At 61.8% G+C, this 19041-nt stretch carries 20 protein-coding genes and 1 pseudogene; 9 read left to right on the top strand and 12 right to left on the bottom strand.

Annotated features, from left to right (window positions below; genetic code table 11):
* From AO268_RS07400 to AO268_RS07385, 4 genes and pseudogenes are all read left to right on the top strand, one after another.
* Window positions 1-140 (top strand): annotated as a pseudogene (locus AO268_RS07400) (IS4 family transposase); the annotation flags it as partial.
* A 383-nt stretch (window positions 141-523) separates the two neighbouring features.
* Window positions 524-928: a TraR/DksA family transcriptional regulator gene (locus tag AO268_RS07395; protein WP_010173153.1), complete on the top strand. Its 405-nt coding sequence runs from the start codon at window positions 524-526 to the stop codon at window positions 926-928.
* Between the two features lie 140 nt (window positions 929-1068).
* On the top strand, window positions 1069-2709 hold the full coding sequence (locus tag AO268_RS07390) for a methyl-accepting chemotaxis protein (RefSeq protein ID WP_373562117.1): 1641 nt from the start codon (window positions 1069-1071) through the stop codon (window positions 2707-2709).
* Between the two features lie 125 nt (window positions 2710-2834).
* Window positions 2835-3038 carry a hypothetical protein gene (locus tag AO268_RS07385; RefSeq protein WP_099168323.1) on the top strand — a complete coding sequence of 68 codons (204 nt, stop codon included), beginning with the start codon at window positions 2835-2837 and terminating at the stop codon, window positions 3036-3038.
* An 11-nt stretch (window positions 3039-3049) separates the two neighbouring features.
* Here the strand turns inward: AO268_RS07385 and AO268_RS07380 are convergent, their stop codons facing one another.
* Together AO268_RS07380 and AO268_RS32665 are read right to left on the bottom strand one after the other, a co-directional pair.
* On the bottom strand, window positions 3050-3304 hold the full coding sequence (locus AO268_RS07380; protein WP_099168322.1) for a hypothetical protein: 255 nt from the start codon (window positions 3302-3304) through the stop codon (window positions 3050-3052).
* A 155-nt stretch (window positions 3305-3459) separates the two neighbouring features.
* A complete protein-coding gene (locus tag AO268_RS32665) occupies window positions 3460-3696 on the bottom strand; it encodes a hypothetical protein (RefSeq protein WP_176561346.1) in 237 nt (78 codons plus the stop codon).
* Between AO268_RS32665 and AO268_RS07375 the strand changes: the two genes are divergently transcribed.
* A complete protein-coding gene (locus AO268_RS07375; RefSeq protein WP_169865208.1) occupies window positions 3691-4140 on the top strand; it encodes a hypothetical protein in 450 nt (149 codons plus the stop codon). The genes AO268_RS32665 and AO268_RS07375 overlap by 6 nt on opposite strands.
* 108 nt (window positions 4141-4248) lie before the next feature.
* Window positions 4249-5265, top strand: a complete 1017-nt coding sequence (locus tag AO268_RS07370) for an ABC transporter substrate-binding protein (RefSeq protein WP_099168320.1) — start codon at window positions 4249-4251, stop codon at window positions 5263-5265.
* A 61-nt stretch (window positions 5266-5326) separates the two neighbouring features.
* Here the strand turns inward: AO268_RS07370 and AO268_RS07365 are convergent, their stop codons facing one another.
* Both AO268_RS07365 and AO268_RS07360 read right to left on the bottom strand, forming a co-directional pair.
* Window positions 5327-7441 (bottom strand): TonB-dependent receptor, encoded by a 2115-nt coding sequence (locus AO268_RS07365; protein WP_099168319.1) that lies wholly within the window; start codon window positions 7439-7441, stop codon window positions 5327-5329.
* Window positions 7442-7536: 95 nt separating this feature from the next.
* The gene (locus AO268_RS07360; protein WP_099168318.1) at window positions 7537-7926 is read right to left on the bottom strand and encodes a DUF2946 domain-containing protein; all 390 of its coding nucleotides are present in this window, start codon (window positions 7924-7926) and stop codon (window positions 7537-7539) included.
* 90 nt (window positions 7927-8016) lie between these two features.
* On the opposite strand from AO268_RS07360, the gene AO268_RS07355 reads away from it, so the two are divergent.
* Window positions 8017-8454, top strand: a complete 438-nt coding sequence (locus AO268_RS07355; RefSeq protein WP_099168317.1) for a DUF3995 domain-containing protein — start codon at window positions 8017-8019, stop codon at window positions 8452-8454.
* Between the two features lie 136 nt (window positions 8455-8590).
* Here the strand turns inward: AO268_RS07355 and AO268_RS07350 are convergent, their stop codons facing one another.
* The 7 genes from AO268_RS07350 to AO268_RS07320 form a co-directional block, all read right to left on the bottom strand.
* Window positions 8591-8959, bottom strand: a complete 369-nt coding sequence (locus AO268_RS07350; protein ID WP_099168316.1) for a Na+/H+ antiporter subunit G — start codon at window positions 8957-8959, stop codon at window positions 8591-8593.
* A complete protein-coding gene (locus tag AO268_RS07345) occupies window positions 8956-9234 on the bottom strand; it encodes a K+/H+ antiporter subunit F (RefSeq protein ID WP_099168315.1) in 279 nt (92 codons plus the stop codon). The genes AO268_RS07350 and AO268_RS07345 overlap by 4 nt, the downstream gene beginning before the upstream one ends.
* Window positions 9231-9719, bottom strand: coding sequence for a Na+/H+ antiporter subunit E (locus tag AO268_RS07340; RefSeq protein WP_099168314.1), 489 nt, complete (start codon window positions 9717-9719; stop codon window positions 9231-9233). Before AO268_RS07340 ends, AO268_RS07345 begins: the two co-directional genes overlap by 4 nt.
* Window positions 9716-11398, bottom strand: coding sequence for a monovalent cation/H+ antiporter subunit D (locus tag AO268_RS07335; protein WP_099168313.1), 1683 nt, complete (start codon window positions 11396-11398; stop codon window positions 9716-9718). Before AO268_RS07335 ends, AO268_RS07340 begins: the two co-directional genes overlap by 4 nt.
* Entirely contained in the window at window positions 11395-11739 is a 345-nt protein-coding gene (locus tag AO268_RS07330; protein ID WP_099168312.1) for a Na+/H+ antiporter subunit C, read from the bottom strand. The genes AO268_RS07335 and AO268_RS07330 overlap by 4 nt, the downstream gene beginning before the upstream one ends.
* Window positions 11739-14663 (bottom strand): monovalent cation/H+ antiporter subunit A, encoded by a 2925-nt coding sequence (locus AO268_RS07325; protein ID WP_099168311.1) that lies wholly within the window; start codon window positions 14661-14663, stop codon window positions 11739-11741. The genes AO268_RS07330 and AO268_RS07325 overlap by 1 nt, the downstream gene beginning before the upstream one ends.
* A 102-nt stretch (window positions 14664-14765) precedes the next feature.
* Window positions 14766-15680, bottom strand: coding sequence for a DMT family transporter (locus AO268_RS07320; protein ID WP_099168310.1), 915 nt, complete (start codon window positions 15678-15680; stop codon window positions 14766-14768).
* Window positions 15681-15772: 92 nt separating this feature from the next.
* Between AO268_RS07320 and AO268_RS07315 the strand changes: the two genes are divergently transcribed.
* Window positions 15773-16336: a helix-turn-helix domain-containing protein gene (locus AO268_RS07315; RefSeq protein ID WP_099168309.1), complete on the top strand. Its 564-nt coding sequence runs from the start codon at window positions 15773-15775 to the stop codon at window positions 16334-16336.
* Here the strand turns inward: AO268_RS07315 and AO268_RS07310 are convergent.
* Window positions 16333-16701 (bottom strand): cupin domain-containing protein, encoded by a 369-nt coding sequence (locus AO268_RS07310; RefSeq protein WP_099168308.1) that lies wholly within the window; start codon window positions 16699-16701, stop codon window positions 16333-16335. The two genes, AO268_RS07315 and AO268_RS07310, sit on opposite strands and share 4 nt — an antisense overlap.
* Before the next feature lie 174 nt (window positions 16702-16875).
* Between AO268_RS07310 and AO268_RS07305 the strand changes: the two genes are divergently transcribed.
* Complete coding sequence (locus AO268_RS07305; RefSeq protein ID WP_099168307.1) at window positions 16876-19038, top strand: TonB-dependent siderophore receptor; 2163 nt, start codon at window positions 16876-16878, stop codon at window positions 19036-19038.
* Window positions 19039-19041 lie beyond the last annotated feature (3 nt).

The raw sequence follows: 19041 nt of genomic DNA, 5'->3' as shown, positions 1-19041 counted from the left end.
CGATTCCTAAGCGGCTGGCAGAGCTGCGCACTCAGGCTCAACACTTCATGTTACCTGCCAGGCGTCAACGAAGTTACCCCAGGGTGGTCAAGCCTAGGCCGGTCAAATACCCCAAAAAGAAAGCGGGAGGGCTTAACTGACTGGCATTAGGGCTTGCCCGCGATAGCGGTGGGTCAGTCAAGTTTCTATCAACTGACCCAGCGTAATCGCGGGCAAGCCCGCTCCTACATTTGTGCACCGCCAACCGTTTGTCTTCTATATAGCTCCACAACACTGAATTTCTTGCTATAAACGCACTCCGATAACCGCCTATCGAGCCCGTCCTGGTGCCTTTTGGGGAAATGTCGGACAAATTGCCTGTCATTTCAGTTGCTGCGCCCTCAAGTCAGCCGTAGACTGCCGCCCCTCGTAAATTGAGTGCCGGGTGGCGCTTGGAATGGACGGCGTCTTTCCCCGACCTGCAGAGGTTGGCCGGAACGCTCCCTTATTCGCCTTAATGCACGTATTTTTTATAGAGAAATCAATGACAAAGGAAAAGTTGCTGGCCATGCCGGCGGATGACTACATGAATGCCGAGCAGCACGCTTTTTTCGAGCAGTTGTTGCAAGACATGAAAGTCGAGCACCACGAGCGCATTGAGCAGAACCGCATCGCCATTGAAAGCCTGGACACCCCGGCTGACCCGGCTGACGCTGCTTCGGTAGAAGAAGAGCGCACCTGGCTGGTCAACGCCATCGACCGCGACCAGCGCATGCTGCCGCAACTTGAACAGGCCTTGGGCCGTATCAAGGAAGATTCCTTTGGCTGGTGTGACGACAGCGGCGAGCCGATCGGCCTCAAGCGCCTGCTGATCAGCCCGACCACCAAATACTGCATCGAAGCGCAAGAGCGCCACGAGCAAATCGACAAGCATCAGCGCCAGGCCTGATCTGTTTGAAGGTGTAGGGGCCGGCTTGGCTCCTACAACGCTCCCCCCGTGCTATCCCCCGTCTATTGATCTGCTGCATGCCCTAACACCAAAGGCCCATGGATAATGGCTAATTAGTGGCGTTTAATGCAGGCACAATAATGACAAGCAGTGGGGTGACAAGCATGGCTGGGGATGGATCTCTGATGGGCGCCGCCGTGGCGCCGCACGCGGTGAGCCGCCAACTGCCGGGCTGGGTGACACCGCTGCTGCAAAGCATCGTCCTGGTGCTGATACTGTCGGGCCTGGCGTTCGCCGACCTGTCGATTTACCTCTGCCTGCCCGTGGTCCTGTTGCTGATCTGGCTGCCGTTTCTGAAAAAACCGGCCCGCAGTCCCGCGCCTGATGTGGCCGAGGAGGCCATGGGCGCGTTGACCCGCGACCTGTCCTACACCACCAGCCATAATGCGCTGTCAGCCGCTGGCGTGGCCTATTCGGTCAAGCAACTGGCGGCCCGCCTGCAATCGCAATTGGGCGCGGCCCAGCAAATTGTCAGCAGCGCCGAAGTGATGATTGGCACCGAGCAACTCACCTCCCAGCTCAGCCGCGAGGCCTTGGGGGCGGCGGGCCAGGCCCACCAGCGCAGCACCGAGGGGCGGGCGGTGCTGGGGGAATCCATCAGCCGCATGCATCAACTCAGCCAGCGCGCCAGCGACAGCCGCCAATTGATCGAGGCCCTGAGCCAGCGCAGCGAAGAAATCCAGCGCGTGACCCTGGTGATTCAGTCAATTGCCAGCCAGACCAATCTACTGGCCTTGAATGCCGCCATTGAAGCGGCCCGTGCTGGCGAGCATGGGCGCGGTTTCGCCGTGGTGGCCGATGAAGTGCGCGGCCTGGCGGGCCGTACGGCGACCGCTACCGATGAAGTGGGGGTGATGGTGGCGGATATCCAGCAGCGCACCGCCCAGGTGGTGGAGCAAATCCGCCAACTGTCCGTGGATTTGCAGGCCGGCGTCGAGCAGGTGGAACACGCCGGCGAGCAACTGGAGAGCATTGCCACGTTGGCGGCGGGTGTGGAGGGCCAGGTCGGCGCGATTGCCCAGGGCACCGAGACCAATCGGATGCAACTCGACAGCCTGTTCCATGCCGTGGAGCAGATGCGCAGCGACTTGACCGTCAGCGACCAGCAGACCCAGCAGTTGGCCGAGGCCGCCGTGCAAATGCAAGGCCAGGCCGAAACCATCAGCGAGCGCCTGGCCGAGGTCGGCCTGGACGATTATCACCAACGTATCTACGACCTGGCCCGCGAAGGCGCCAGCCGGATCACCGCGCAGTTCGAGGCGGATATCCAACAGAACCGCATCAGCCTCGATGACCTGTTCAATCGCAGCTACACACCGATCCCCAACACCCAGCCGAGCAAGTACCACAGCCGTTTCGACGGCTACACCGATCAAGTCTTGCCGGCTATCCAGGAGGCCTTGCTACCCCGTCACGAAGGCCTGGTGTTTGCGATTGCCTGCACGCCACAGGGCTATGTGCCGACGCACAACAAGGCGTTTTCCCAGGCACTGACCGGGGATGCCCAGGTGGACGCCGTGAACAATCGCACCAAGCGCAAGTTTGAAGACCGCACCGGGATTCGTTGCGGCAGCCACCAGCAGGCGGTGTTGCTGCAAACCTATACCCGGGATACCGGAGAGCTGATGCACGATCTGTCGGTGCCGATCATGGTCAGCGGCCGGCACTGGGGTGGTTTGCGCCTGGGCTATAAGCCTCAAGGGCAGGGCGCGGCGCGGTAGGCCCTGGCACCGATTGTTGCGTGTTATGCAAGGAAGCTTCTGCGCCGATAGCTTTTTCCGGCGTCGGGAACCGCTTAAGATGCGGCATATTGTTAGCTGGCTAACTAATTCTGCGGAGAACGTCCATGCAAAGCAAAGTCGATGTGGCGGTGATGATTGGCAGTGGTGTGCCACAGACCCTGCGTGCGCAGGGGCTGAGGGCCTGCTGGGTGGTGCTGCTCAACGGTGAACAGCGTGGCACGGCCTTCGCCAGTCGCGACGAAGCCCAGGAATGCCGCGCCGCCTGGCAGGCCCTGTTGGACCTGGAGCAATCAGACCGCCTGCATTGAGTGTGCGAGACTCAATTGAGCATGGCGCGAAGCAGGGTTTCCAACTCTTTTGCCAAGGCGCAGGCTTTGTTGTGGTCGCTGCGAAAGCCTTTGATCCGGCCGCTGGGCACTTCCAGGATATGGAAAAAATTCCTGCCCGCCGGCACAACCCGATACCGGGCGAAATCCGGGCACACGTTATTGGCATACACGCTGTAGAATGCCGCGTCATCCTTGCGTGATAAGCCGCTGGGAGTCAGTGTCGGTTGGCGTTGAAGTCGTTGCATGACCAGCTCCTGTCGATCGGTTGACCTGCTTGCAGCATTTCGGGTGGTTTTAAGTCGGGTTGCTGTTCTAATATTGTTGTCGGCAGCTCACGTTCGGTTCCATCCAACGTTTTTCCTTTGTTTTTGGCTGTCGGAAAACTAACCTTTCAAATGGGTTATTCTCTGAAGTGGGTCGTCCAGTATTCTCTGGCCGATAAACCTGTGATTTCCTGCACTGCCTGACGACTTTGTACAAGGACCGTCAGGCCCGGCTGTACAAGCGTGGCGGGGATCAACTTCAGTTTTTCAGTGTGTCGTGCCGTATTGGCCTTTTTTGTGCTGCCCGCCTGGGCGGTCAGCGCTTTTTTAGATGTGGGGGCGTTTCCTTGGCAGTCAGTAATCTGGATATGCACGCATTGTTCGTGCTGGGTGATTTGCGCGCGAAGTTGGTTAAACAGTTCCAGTCGCGGTTTGTTTACATCACGGAACAAACCCCGGAAGGTATTTACATTGCTGAAATCGATACCGAAACAGCGTTGGTGGTAGATGACAAGCCGCGCCTGGAACTCAAGGTCGGCGATCATTTTCGTGCGGCAGTCCTGCCCAGTCGTGAAGGTGGCAAGTTTGAACTGAAGTTCCGCGACATCAAGTTGACCGTCTATGGCCTGGGCGACTATGCGTTTGTTTCCACGGCGCAAGGCGAAGGCATTGTGTTCAAGGAAGGTCACAACGTGATGCTGGTGTTTGCCGCCAATGAACAATTGCAGGAAGGCTTGAGCAAAACCCTCAAGGCCGTGACCGGCAAGGCCGCCAAGTGGCGCAAGGGCGAACTGGTGACTTTCAAGGCCAGCGAGTAATAAGTACGCGCACCGGCAATCGGTTGAACCTCTACTACAGTTGGATGGACTTAATTATTAAGGGCTTTCGCATGACAGCAAAGCCATCCGCCATCGAGGTTCAAAGGCATGCAAGCAATTCGAGCGCTGTTGGCAGCGGCCCTTACCACCCTGGGCTTGTCGATGGCGGCCGCACCGGTAGCGGCGGCCCAGGCGCCCATTCACTTTGCCGACCTCAATTGGGAAAGTGGCAGCCTGATCACCGAAGTTCTGCGGTTTATCGTCGAAAAGGGCTACGACTTGCCCACCGACACCTTGCCCGGTACGACCATCACCCTGGAAACCGCCCTGGCCAAAAATGATATCCAGGTGATTGGCGAGGAGTGGGCAGGACGCAGCCCGGTGTGGGTTAAGGCTGAAGCGGAAGGCAAGGTGGTCGGCCTGGGCGATACCGTCAAGGGTGCGACCGAAGGCTGGTGGGTGCCGGAATACGTGATCAAGGGCGACCCGGCCAAGGGCATCGCGCCACTGGCCCCTGAGCTGCGCAGCGTCAAGGACCTGGTGCGCTACAAGGACGTATTCAAGGACCCGGAATCCCCTGGCAAGGGGCGGTTCCTTAACAGCCCTATCGGCTGGACCTCGGAAGTGGTGAATAAGCAGAAACTCAAGGCCTATGGCCTGGATGACAGCTACGTCAACTTTCGCAGCGGTTCAGGCGCGGCGCTGGATGCCGAGATTGCCTCGTCGATCCGCCGTGGCAAGCCGATCCTGTTCTACTACTGGTCGCCGACCCCACTGATGGGGCGCTACAAGCTGGTCCAGTTGGAAGAGCCCGCGTTCGACGCCGAGGCCTGGAAGACCCTGACCGATGCCGACAACCCCAACCCCAAGCCCACGCGTTCGTTGGCATCCAAGCTGAGTATTGGTGTTTCCACGCCGTTCCAGCAGCAGTATCCGCAGATTGCGCAGTTCTTTGAGAAGGTCGACTTTCCAATTGGCCCACTCAATCAAGCCCTGGCGGCCATGAGCGAGAAACACACCCCACCCCGGGAAGTGGCGCAGGCGTTTCTCAAGGCGCACCCGCAGGTGTGGAAGGCCTGGTTGACGGAGGATGTGGCCGCAAAGGTCGAAGCCAGCCTCAAATAATCGTTCATATGAAGATCAAACTGTGGGAGCGGGCTCCCACAGTTTTAATTGCACTCCAGCCTTAGAACTTGGTCTGCACCGACAATTCAAAGGTCCGCGGCGACCCCAGGTAATACGCCGGCGACACCTGGACAAACTGCGCATACACCTCATTGGTCAGGTTGCGCACCCGGCCGGTCACCGAGGTGTGTTGATCGACCTTGTAGGTCAGGAACGTGCCAAACAGCGTATACGCCGGCACGGTCAGGGTATTGGCATTGTCGGCATACACCTGCGCCACGTACCGCGCATCCACGCCACCCTGCCAGGCGGGGGCGATGTCATAGGTCAGCCATAGGTTACCCACGCGCTTGGGCACGTTGGTTGGGGTATTGCCCTTGCGCGACACCACCGCGCCGCTGGCGATTTTCTCGTTGAAGTCATCGTATTGCGCATCGACCCAGGCGAAATTGCCCTCAGCCAACAGCTTGGGGGTGATGCGCAATGAACTGGCCAGCTCGATGCCCTTGGACGACTGCGCGCCCACCGCAATACTGCGGGTGCTGTCCAGTGGGTCAGTCACGGCAAAGTCCTTGCGCTCGATCTTGTAGGCGGCCACGGTGGCGGAACCACGACCGTCCAGGTAATCGAACTTGCTGCCCACTTCCCATTGCTTGCCGGTGGACACATCAAACACCTGGGTCGTGCTGGTGGGTTGTTCGGCCGCAGTGCTGTATTGCACATAGACATTGGCCGACGGGATGAACTGGTAGGTCAGGCCCACACGCCCGGTCACCGGCTCCCAGCGGTTCTTGACGTTATCCTGGTTGCCCTGATGGCTGGTCACGTCCAGGTCGATGGCGTCATAGCGCAGGCCGCTGAGCAGCGACAGCTTGTCGGTCAGGCCCAGGCGGTTTTCGACAAACAGCGCCTTGGTCGTCACTTCGTTGGTCTTGTCCTTGACAAAACCGGGGCGCATGCCGGGTATGTCGTAGAAATGCCCTGGGTCGTAGTTGTTCGGGTCCACCGCGCTATTGCCGGGCTCTCTCAGCGGGCTGTTGGTGGTGCTGTTGACCTTGTATTCAAAACCGCCGGACCAGGTGGTGGCCAGGCCGAACAGGCGTGTGTCATGGCGCAGCTCGAACTGGTTGCCGTTCTGCTTGCCCTGATGGCGCACCTGGTAGGCCGTCGAACGGTTTACCACGCTGTTGTCGGCGCTGTACTGGTAGGTCTCCAGGTTGCGGTAGTCGCGCTGGCTGTCCAGGTGGTAGAGGGTGTTGCGCAGGGTGGTGTTGTCGTTGATCCGGTAGTCGATGATCGAGCGGGCCCAGATCGTGCGTTGTTCGTAGCGGCCATCGGCGACGTTGTAGTTGTTGAAGCGGTTGTGCTTGTCGATCTTCAGTTCGCCGGCCTTGGGGTTGAGCACCGGGGTGCCCCAGTACGGGCTGTCCTCGTGTTCGTCCTGGTACTCCAGGGCCAGGGTGTGGGATAGGTTGGGGGTAAGGTCGCTGAGCAGGGAAAACGCCACGCTCCAGGCATCCCGTTGCTGGCGGTCGATATAGGTGTGGTTGGTGTTACGGCTGACATCCAGGCGCGCATAGTGCTGGACCTCGGCGCCGGGCTCGGTCAGGGCGTGGTTGAGGCCCAGGGCGATGCCGGTGGTGTCGTAGCTACCATAGTTGATCTGGCCTTCGACGGCCCGTTCCTCGCGGGTGGCCAGCTTGGTCACGTAGTTCAGCGAGCCGCCCACGGAGCCGGCGCCGTTGATCAGCGAGGAGGGGCCGCCCACCAGCTCCACCCGGTCATAAATCCAGGCATCCACCGGCCGTGCCAGGCCGCCGGCGACGTTGATGCCGTTGAACATCTGGGTGATCTGGCTGCTGGTAAAGCCCCGATAGGAGATAAACCCGCCAAACCCCGGCGGCGCACTGGCGTTGACCCCCGGCAGGGTATTGGCGGCGTCCTGGAAGGTCTTGGCGCCTCGGCGCTCGATATCATTGCGGTCGGCAATGCTGATCGAGGCCGGGGTTTCCCGCACGCTCAAGCCCAGGCGCGAGGCCATGCCGCTGGATTGGTCCAGGGCCAGGCCCGGTTCGTTGCTGGCGGTGCCGTCGATGGTGGTGGGCGCCAACTCAAGGGCCCAGGCGCTGAACGGCAGGCAGCCGTACAGGCCCGCCAGTAGAGGTAAGTGTTTCATCGGTACATCCTGAAAATCGTGGCTTGGAAGCAACGCACAGCCCTGCGCGCTTCCCGGGGGAAACAGCGCGGTGTGCGGATCAAAAAGCGCAGGTATCAGGCGTAGGCGGGCGGGGCGCGCGGATTAGCCGCAGGCCAGGTAACGCGGGTGGGAATGTCAGCGGTGACCACCACGGCCGGAGGCGGGGCGTGAGGCTGGGGCAGGACCGCGACGTTGAGGCTGGAGTTGAGCGCCGGGCCCATGCCCCCGGTGGAACACAGCGGGCAACCGAAGGCCTTGGACAGCGTGGGCAGCGACTCATCGCCCGTGTTTACGGGGGCTGGCGCCTGGGTGCGCGGGTCTACGGTACAGAACTGGCCGCCAAGGCCGTTGAGCTGCATGCCGACCATTTGCCCATGCCCAATACTGCAGGCGAACACGTTGAACAGGACGCAGCCATAGAGCATCCAGGCAATCAACGAGCGGTCGGCGCGGGTGAGTTTCATGGGTTGGCACTTTATCACCAGACGACTAAATGCCTGCAAAAAATCTGAAAAGGACTATCCTCTTTCGGACTTTTTAAGGGGTATCCAGCCATGAGCTTTGTGATTGCGAGGTGGGTCGTCGGGGTATTTGCATTGATCAGCATGGTCCATGTGTACTGGGCCGCAGGCGGCAAGCTAGGCAGCACGGCGGCGATCCCGCAACTGCCCGGCGAGTTCGCCAGCGGGCCACGCCCGGCGTTCAAGCCATCGGCCCTGGGCACGTTCCTGGTGGCGCTGGGGCTGGTGCTGATCGCCTTGTTGGTGTGCCTGCGGGCGGGGCTGTTTTTCCAGGCGGTGGGGCATCAGGCCCTGCAGTGGGGGATCAGCGCGATTGCCTTGATCATGTTTGCACGGGCGATTGGGGATTCGGAACTGGTGGGGTTCTTCAAGACCGTCGGCGGGTCGCGGTTTGCGCGGCTGGATACGTTTTTCTATTCGCCGCTGTGTCTGGTGTTGGGCACGGGGTTGTTGGTTGTTGCCTGGGCCTGACAGGCGGTATGCAGGGCCAAATGTGGGAGCGGGCTTGCTCGCGATTGCGGTGGGTCAGTTGATAAATACTTGACTGATACACCGCAATCGCGAGCAAGCCCGCTCCCACATTTTTTACCGCATATATTCAGAGGGATCAGCTACCACTCTCGGTGCGACGGCTACTGACCTCCGCCGGCACATCCTCTCCCGCCATGCGCTTGCGAAACAGCGACGTGCGCGCCAGCAACAGGGTGGTCACTGGCACGGTGATCGACAGCAAAATCGGGATCAACCAGCCATGCAGCACCGGCCCGGACTTGAGTGTGGAGAAGTAGATAATCGACGCCAGCGCCACGCACCAGGCGCCGAGGGTCGAGGCCAGCGCCGGAGGGTGCATGCGCTGGAAAAAGTCCTTCATCCGCAACAGGCCAAGCGCGCCAATCAGCGCAAACAGGCTGCTGAGCAGCAGCAGGATCGCCACGAGCACTTCCACCCACAGTGGCAGTTCACTGATATTGATCATTCGATCACCTCCCCACGCAGCAGGAATTTGGCCAAGGCAAACGAGCCGACAAAGCCGAACAGCGCAATCAGCAGGGCCGCCTCGAAGTAGGTATCACTGGCATAGCGAATGCCCAGCACCAGCATCATCAGCATCGCCAGGATATACAGGTAATCCAGGGCCAGGACCCGGTCCTGGGCCGAGGGCCCCTTGAACAGGCGTATCAGGGTCAGGACCATGGCCAGGGAAAACAGGAACAGGCTGCACAGGATCGCATTGGCGAGCAGGGCACTCATTCAAAGATCTCCATCAGGGGCCGTTCATAGGCCTGCTTGAAGTGCTCGATAAACTGCGCGTCGTCATCCAGGTCGAACACGTGCAGCAACAGGATGCTGCGGTCCAGGGCCAGTTCCGACCAGATGGTGCCGGGAACCACCGTGGTAATCATCGACAGTGCCGCCAGGCCGTTGGCGTCGCGCAGGTCCAGGGGGATCTTGACGAAGCGCGAGCGCGGTGGGCGCGAGCCGCAGGTCAATACGCCCCACGCCACCAGCAGGTTGGAGACGATCACGTCACGGCCGACCAGGAAAAACAGGCGCAGGATCACCCCGGGCCGGCGAATGCGGATCGGCAGCGGGCGCAGCGGCGCCATCATCAGCGGCGCGAGAACGCCGAGGATCGCCCCCAGCAGCAGGTTGCCGGGGCTGAGCGACAGGTTCAGCACCAGCCACAGCCCCCACAGGGCCAGCGACAACCACGGGGCAGGGAACAGGCGCTTCATGGCTGCACCTCCACGGCGGCGGCCTGGACTTGCGGGCCAGGCACCGGGCGCGTGGCCATGACGGCCATGACGTAATGCTCGGGGTTGTTCAGGCTGGCGGCGGTGTCCTGGGTGTAACGCATGAGCGTTTCGGCCTTGAATGTCAGGCCAACCGCCAGGCCGAGCAAGATGAAGATCGGCACGCACTCAAGGCGTCGCAGCAGTGGCGAAGGCCGTTCTTCCGGGGTCCAGAAGCGCTGGATGCCCAGGCGCGCAAAGGCGATCAGCGAGGCCAGGCCCGAGAAGATCAACAGGGCGAACAGGCCCCAGGCGGCCGGACGGATCGGCTCAGCCACGGCATGGCCCAGGCCCAGGGGGTTGACCAGCGCACTGAGCAGGCTGAGCTTGCCGATAAACCCCGACAGCGGCGGCATGCCGATGATCAGCAGGGCGCAGGCAATAAAGCTCAGGCCGAGGAAGGCCATGGTCCACGGGATGACCTGGCCGACCACGGCCTTTTGCTCATCGTCGAGGTTGGTGCCCTTGGGCGGATGCAGGGATTCTACCGGCCGTGGCAATATTTCGATTTCATCGTCCAAGGGCAGCTCATTGGCCGAGCGTGAGCGTTCGATCAGTTCGGCCAGCAGGAACAGCGCGCTCAAGGCCAGGGTCGAACTGACCAGGTAAAACAGCGCACCGGCGGTCAGGCTGGGCTGGGCAAAGCCCACTGCCGCCAGCAGGATGCCGGCCGAGACCAGGATGCTCAGGCTGGCCATGCGCTCCAGGCGCTGGGCGGCGAGCATGGCCAGGGCGGCGCAGAGAATGGTGGCCATGCCGCCGTACACCAGCCAATCACCGGCAAACAGCGCCGAGGCACCGGCCTGCCCGGAAAACAGCAGGGTCCACAGGCGCAACACGGTGTACACGCCGACCTTGGTCATAATCGCAAACATTGCCGCCACCGGCGCACTGGCCGAGGAGTAGGCCGGCGCCAGCCAGAAGTTCAAAGGCCACATGCCGGCCTTGGCCAGGAACGCCGTGGCGAGGATCGCCGCACCGGCATGCAGCAGGCCGCGGTCGGCTGGCGGCACCAGCGGGATTTTCAGAGCCAGGTCGGCGAAGTTCAGGGTGCCGGTGACCCCATAGATCAGCGCCGCGCCAATCAGAAACAGCGATGAAGCCAGCAGGTTGATCGAGATGTAATGCAGCCCCGCCGACACCCGCGCTCGCCCCGAGCCGTGCAGCATCAGGCCGTAGGACGCGGCCAGCAGCACCTCGAAGAACACGAACAGGTTGAACAGGTCGGCGGTGAGAAAGGCGCCGTAGAGGCCCATCAACTGGATCTGGAACAGCGCATGGAAGCTGGTGCCGGCACGGTCCCAGCGGGCCATGGCGAACAACAGGGCGCTGACGCCGATGATTCCGGTGAGCACCAGCATCAGCGCCGACAACTGATCCACCACCAGCACGATGCCGAACGGCGCCTGCCAGTTGCCCGGCAGGTATACGCCGATGGAGGCGGGGCCGCCTTTTTGTGTCCAGTACAGCATCAACATCGCGATGCCCAGGCCGGTCAGGCTCGACAGCAGGTTGATCCTGGCCTTGAGCGGGCGGTGTTTCTCGCCCAGCATCAGCATCAGCGCGGCGGTCAGCAATGGCAGCAGGATCGGCGCGATGATCAGTTGGTTCATCCAGCTCATTGCTTGGGCTCCCGGCCGTCCACATGGTCAGTGCCGGTCAGGCCCCGGGACGCCAGCAGCACCACCAGGAACAGCGCAGTCATGGCGAAGCTGATCACAATCGCCGTCAGCACCAGGGCCTGGGGCAGGGGATCGGTGTAATTGAGCAGGTCCTGGGGCACGCCGTCCTTGATGATCGGCTCCTTGCCAATAAACAGGCTGCCCATGCTGAAGATGAACAGGTTGACCCCATAGGACAACAGGCACAGGCCCATCACCACCTGGAACGTCCGTGGCCGCAGCACCAGCCAGACGCCGGAGGCCGCCAGGACCCCAATGGCAATTGCGATGACTTCTTCCATCAGGCGGCAGCTCCTTGTGGGGTGGCGGCGGCTTTCGCCTGGTTGCCGGGTTTATGGGCCCGCACCGATTGGTGGCCCAGGGCGGTGAGCATCAGCAGGGTCGAGCCGACCACCATGGCGTACACGCCCACGTCGAAGAACAGGGCGCTGGCGATATGGATATCGCCCAGCACCGGCACGCTGAAGTGCAGGGTACTGCTGGTGAGGAACGGGTAGCCGAAGAACATGGCGCCAAGCCCGGTCAAGGTGGCCGACAGCAGGCCAAAACCCATCCAGCGCATGGGCCGCAGGTTCATCTGCGCCTCGACCCACTGGGTCCCGGCGACCATGTATTGCAGGATAAACGCCACCGACATCACCAGCCCGGCGACAAACCCGCCGCCCGGCTGGTTGTGGCCGCGCATGAACAGGTAGAACGACACCACCAGGGCAATCGGCAGCAGCAGGCGCACCAGCACTGCCGGCACCATCATAAAGCCCAGGGCGGTGTCGCTGGCCTGGCGTGGGTTGACCAGGTCGGTGTCCACGTCCGGTGCCAACAGCCGTTGTTGCGCGGGCAGTTGCTCGCTCTCCTTGGGCGGGCGGAAACGGCGCAGCAGCGCATAGACGGTCAAGGCCACCGCGCCGAGCACGGTGATCTCGCCCAGGGTGTCGAAGCCCCGGAAGTCCACGAGCATCACATTTACCACATTGCTGCCGCCGCCTTCAGGCAGGGCGCGGCTGAGGTAGAACGAGGAAATATCGTTGGGGGTCTGGCGCGTCAGCATGGAATAGGAAAACAGCGCCATGCCGCCACCGACCACGGTCGAGAGCAGCAAGTCGCGCAAGCGGCGAATGCGCGCCTTGCGTAACGAACTCGGCAGCGGCGAGACCTCTTCGATCCGCCGTGGCAGCCAGCGCAGGCCCAGCAGAATCAAGACGGTGGTCACCACCTCGACCACCAGTTGCGTCAACGCCAGGTCTGGCGCGGAGAACCACACAAAGGTCACGCAGGTCATCAAGCCGCAGACGCTGACCATGGTCAGGGCCGCCAGCCGGTGATACTTGGCTTGCCAGGCGGCGCCCAGGGCACAGGCAATCGCCAGCAGCCACAGGGTCACGAACACAATGGAGCCCGGAATCTTCGGGCGGTCGCCCCAGCTCAGGCTGCTGCCCAGCATCGGGATCATCCCGACGACCACCGCCGCCAGCACCAGCAGGAACAACTGGGTCTGCAGGCGCTTGGTGCTGATGTATTTTTCGAGCCGGCGCACACTGCGCATCATCACCACCAGGCAGCGCTCGAACATACGCTTGCCATTGAAGTAGCTGATGATCGGTGGGTACTTGAAGCGCCCGCGCTTGAGTTGCTTGCGCAGCAGCAGGTACAGGACCACGCCGCCGGTCATGGCCACCAGGCTCATGATCATCGGCGCGTTCCAGCCGTGCCAGATCGCCAGGCTGTACTCGGGCAACACCCCACCGACCACCGGCAGGGCGGCGGCGGCAAGGATCGAGCCGACCACCTGGGCCGGGAAGATCCCCACCAGCAGGCAGGTAAATACCAGCAGCTCCACCGGCGCGCGCATCCAGCGTGGCGGTTCGTGGGGCGTGTGCGGCAGGTCGGTGGCAGCCGGGCCGAAGAACACATCCACGGTGAAGCGCAAGGCGTAGGCCACGCTGAAGGTGCCGGCGATGGTCGCGATCACCGGCAGGGCGATTTCCACCCATTGGGTCGAGGAGATAAACACGGTTTCGGCGAAGAACATCTCTTTGGACAGGAAGCCGTTGAGCAACGGCACCCCGGCCATGGAGGCGCTGGCGACCATGGCCAGAGTCGCGGTAAACGGGATCAGGCGCACCAGGCCGCTGAGCTTGCGGATATCGCGGGTGCCGCTTTCGTGGTCGATAATGCCCGCGGCCATGAACAGCGAGGCCTTGAACGTGGCGTGGTTGAGGATATGGAACACGGCCGCGACGGCGGCCAGCGGGCTGTTGAGGCCCAGCAGCAGGGTGATCAGGCCCAGGTGGCTGATGGTGGAGTAGGCCAGCAGGCCCTTGAGGTCGTTCTGGAACATGGCGCAATACGCGCCGAGCAACAGGGTCAGGGCGCCGGCGCCGCCGACCATCCAGAACCATTCTTCGCTGCCCGACAGCGAAGGCCACAGGCGGGCCAGCAGGAACACGCCGGCCTTCACCATCGTGGCCGAGTGCAGGTAGGCCGACACGGGAGTCGGTGCGGCCATGGCGTGGGGGAGCCAGAAGTGGAAGGGGAATTGCGCGCTTTTGCTCAGGGCGCCGATCAGGATCAGCGTCAGCAGGAGGGGGTAGAGGGTGTGGGCACGGATCTGGTCACCGGCGGCAAGCACCTGGTCCAGGTCGTAACTGCCGACGACATGGCCGAGCAGCATGACCCCCGCCAGCAGGCATAAACCGCCCGCACCAGTGACCATCAGCGCCATATAGGCCCCCCGGCGTGCATCGGAGCGGTGGTGCCAGTAGCCGATCAACAGGAACGAGAACAGGCTGGTCAGTTCCCAGAAAAACACGATCTGGATCAGGTTGCCGGAGATCACCAGCCCGAGCATCGCGCCCATGAACGCCAAAAAAAACGCGAAAAAACGCGGCACCGGGTCATCCGGCGACATGTAATAGCGGGCGTACAGCGACACTAGGCTACCGATGCCCAAGACCAGCAGCGAGAACAACCAGGCAAAGCCATCCATGCGCAACACGAAATCCAGGCCCAGGCTGGGCAGCCAGGAGAATTCTTCGCGGATCACGCCACCGTTGGCGATCTGGGGGTAGAGCAAGGCGACTTGGACGGTACCGACCAGAGCCACAAGGCCGGCCAGCAGGGATTCAGTATTACGTGCGTTGTGCGGCAGCAAGGCCGCCAGACAGCTGCCGATGAAAGGCAGAAGCAGTAGAACTATCAGAGACATAGGCTTCTAATCTGCAGTGGTTTGGGATGCATCATACGTGCCGGAATACGGATTACCAAACGGCAAGCTGTGGCAGAATCCTACAAGATGGATCGAAAACGCCTATCTGTCTCCTGTTGAAGCGAGCTTGGGCTTCTGTTGGCGCGTCTTCATCTCACTGACAATCACCGCCGCCACAATCAACACCGCCCCGAGCATGGCCATCGGCGGGAAGCGCTCACCGGCAATCCGCCCGATCACCCCGGCCCATACCGGCTCCCCGGCATAGATCAGGGTGGCGCGGGTCGGCGAGACGCTTTTCTGCGCCCAGTTCATCGCCAGTTGGATCACCGCGCTGGTCAGGCCCAGGCCTACGGCGCTGAACAGCAGCACCCAGGAAAACCCCGGCAAGGCCTCGCCGGTGGGCACTACCAGCAGGAACGACAGCAGCGAGGCCGTGGCCAGTTGCACCACGGTCACCCGACGCACATCCACCTGGCCGGCATAGGCGCTGATCAGGATGATTTCGGCGGCAATCGCGATGGCGCCGATCAAGGTGGCGATCTCACCGGGGCTGAAATTCAGCGAGGCGCCGGCCGGGCCGGTCAGCAGCAGCAAACCGGCAAACGCCAGCATGATGCCAAGGCTCGGCATCAACCCCGGGCGCCGTCCCAGCACCAACCATTGCAGCAGCGGCACAAACGGCACGTAGAGCGCGGTGATAAACGCCGATTGGCTGCTGAGGATGGTCTGCAGGCCAATGGTTTGCAGGCCATAACCGAGCATGATCGCGGTGCCGATAAAGGCGCCGGCCTTGAGCTCGAACAGGGTCAGGCCGCGCAGGCTGCGCCAGGAGAACAGGCCGACCGCCAGCGCCGCCGCCGCAAAGCGCAGGCCGACGAAGAACAGCGGCCCGCTGACGGTCATGGCATGTTGCACCAGGATAAACGTACCGCCCCAGATCATGGTGATCAGCACCAGCACGCATTCGGCTTTGCTGAAGCGGGAAAACAATGGGGAGGCGGTCGAGGTGGTCATGGCGGCTCTGGTCTTGCACAGGAAGGGCGCGGAACGCACAATGCGCCGCAGTTGGGCAGTATACTGCGCAAACCCATCGAGTGAGCAATATAGTGCACAAAGAAAATCCGCAACGGGCCTCGGTCCTGCAGCATGTCAGCCACAACGTTCGACGCCTGCGCCACGCCAGCGAATTGAGCCAGACAGCCCTGGCAGAAAAGTCCGGGGTCAGCCGGCGCATGCTGGTGGCCATCGAGGCGGGTGAAAAAAACGTCAGCCTGTCCACCCTCGACCGTGTGGCCGAAGCCCTGGACGTGGCCTTCAGCGACCTGATCCAGGCCCCCGACGCCCGCGACCACAGCCGCATCAACGAACTGGCCTGGGCCGGTGAAATCGAGGGGAGCAAGGCCGTATTGCTGGCCAGGGCCACCGCCCGGCGTGAGGTGGAGCTGTGGGAGTGGCGCTTGGAGCCGGGCGACCGCTATTGCCCGGACCCCGACCTGGAAGGCTGGAGCGAGCAGTTGTTCGTGTTCGAGGGCCATCTGACCCTGGTGGTGGGCGACGTCGAAACCCGCATTGCCGCCGGCGAGTTCTTTATGTTCCCCAGCCACCAGCCCCATGTCTATCGCAATGAGGGGGGCGTGGCGGTGCGTTTTATCCGTAATGTGGTGATCTAGATCCATACATCATTGCGCTGGGTCCGTTCGCCGCCCTGATCGCCGGTATTCACCACGCCGCAGGGCTCGACCAGCAGCAACCTCACCTCGCCTTCGGCATAGGGTTTGTGTTCGACGCCCTTGGGCACCACAAACATCTCACCGGCCCCGACCTGTACCGCGCCCTCGCGAAAATCAATGCGCAGCGCGCCCTCGAGGACAATAAAGGTCTCGTCGGTGTCCGCGTGGCTGTGCCAGACAAAATCCCCCTCGATCTTCACCAGCTTGAATTGGTAGTCGTTCATCTGCGCGATGACCTTGGGGGCCCATTGCTCGCTGAACAGGCTGTATTTGTGTGCAAAGTTGATGGCGGTGTAGGCGGGCATGGCAGTCATCTCTGGTGATCGAAGCCTGACATTAAGTGCGAGGTGACAGTGAGTATTGAATGATCGTGCGATTGCTAGGTTAAAAGAAACGTTATATTGTATCTTTTGAGATCGATTCTCAAGTGTTGCCGTGCTTGAGGTCCAAACGTCTATTTTCGGCTCAAGGGATTGCAGATGAACCAGTTGCACGGGGTAGCGCCGCGGTTTTCGACGTTGTTGGCAGTAGGTCTGATGTCCTCGTTCACAGGCTTGCCCGCCGTGGCGGCGCAAGATCGCGAAGAGTCGGTCACCGAGCTTGAAGCCACGCGGGTCAGTGCACCGCTGAACAAGGCCCTGGAAGTGAATGCCGGTGGCTTCGGCGCCAAGGACGCCATGGAAATCCCCCTGGCCATCCAGAGCTACTCCAGCAAGACCATCGCCGACAGCTCCGCGCGCACCGCCGTGGATGTGCTGAGCCTCGACCCTTCGGTGCTCAGCTCGTCGGGCGGCAGCGGCTTTGACAACTTCCGCCTGCGCGGCTTTGCCATGGACAACTTCAACACCATCCGCCGCGACGGCCTGACCCTGGCCCCGCACCACGACGTGCCCCTGGAAAACGTCGAGCGCATCGACGTGCTCAAGGGTCCGTCGGGTTTCCTCTACGGCTTCAACTCGCCGGGCGGCACCCTCAACTACATCCTCAAGCGCCCGACCCTGGAGCCGCTGCTCAATGTCAGCGTGCAAGGCTCGTCGTTGCTCGGCCGCTATGTGGCGATCGATACCAGCGATTCGTTCAACGATGGCGCCTTTGGCTATCGCCTGAATGCCGGCTACGAGAAAAACGGCGACTTCGATCACGCCCGCGACATGGAGCGCAAGTTTATCGGCCTGGCCACCGACTGGCGTTTGAGCGACCGCGCTCTGTTGCAGTTGAATGCCGACTGGTCGCGCAAGTCCACGGTCTCTGACCCGCTGCTGCGTGCCGACCAGAGCGGCCGCGCCAACCCCCTGGACCCGTCCAGCTATGTGCTGCCGCCCAAGGTTAATCGCCGTGACTTGCTGACCGGCTCCTGGTTCCGTCACCAGACCGAAGGCGCCAACTTCGACGCCAAGTTCGAGTACGAACTGGATGACAACTGGACCTCCGTGACCCAAGGCAATTACTCGCGGGTCGAACGCCACGGCGGCTATAACGACTTGTTCGGGATCAAGCCCAATGGCGATATCGGCTCGGCCGACTTTTATGTGTCCCGTGGCGAAGTGTTCAGCACCTGGTCGCTGCAGTCGTACCTGGCTGGCAAGTTCGCCACCGGCAATATCTACCACGACGTTTTTTTTGGCACCGGCTACAAGCAGTTCAAGGACGTCAGCCCATTCTGGGATTCGGTGGACAGCAGCACTCCAGGCATCGGCATCGGCGATGTATCGGTGGGCAATATCCTGCATCCGGTCAACCCACCCAAGTGGCATTTCGGCCCGGAGCGGCCCACCGACTTTGTGTCTTCGATCAAGGAAACCTCGGTGTTTGCCAGCGATCTGATTTCCCTCACCGAACAGTTCCAGGTGATGCTCGGCGGGCGTTATATCTGGTACCGCGCGGACGAACTCTCAGCCATCGCACCTTCGCAGAGCCACGACGTGTTCGTGCCCAGCGCCGCGCTGATCTACCGGCCCTGGGACAGTGTGATGACTTACGTCAGCTACTCCAAAGGCTTTGAAAAGGGCGACTACGCCCCCTATAACGCGACCAACGCCAACCAACCCACCGACGCCATCGAGTCCCAGCAATACGAAGTCGGCCTGAAGCTGGACCTCAACGAGCGCCTGAACCTGGGCCTGGCGGTGTTCGATATCCGGCGCAAGGCCAGTTACCTGAACACCAGCAACACTTATGTGAGCAACGGTGAATTCCACCACCGTGGCGCCGAGCTGACCCTGTCCAATCGCGTCACTCATGCCCTGACCCTCACCGCCAACGCCGCCTACCTGGCCACGCGCATGGAAGATGTGGATGACGTCACCGTGGACGGCAAACGCACCGAAAGCGTGCCCAAGTGGAAAGGCGCGGTCGGTGCCCTGTACAGCGTGGCCGCCGTGCCCGGCCTGTCGCTGGACAGCACCCTCAGCTATGTCGGCAGCCGCCCGGTGGATGCGCAAAACAGCGGCTATATCCCCAGCTACACCTTGCTCGACGCCGGTATCAGCTACCGCTCGAAACTGGCGCAGACCCCGGTGACCTACCGCCTGCATGGCAAGAACCTGACCAACAAGTACTACTACGCCAGTGCCTATTACCAGGGCGGGCTGGATGTGGGGCGCGAGCGCGAAGTGTTTTTGTCGGCCAAGTTCGAGTTCTGACGC

The sequence above is a fragment of the Pseudomonas sp. ICMP 8385 genome, assembly GCF_002699915.1.
Classification (GTDB): Bacteria; Pseudomonadota; Gammaproteobacteria; order Pseudomonadales; family Pseudomonadaceae; genus Aquipseudomonas; species Aquipseudomonas gessardii.
This window is presented reverse-complemented; position numbering and strand designations above follow the sequence as displayed.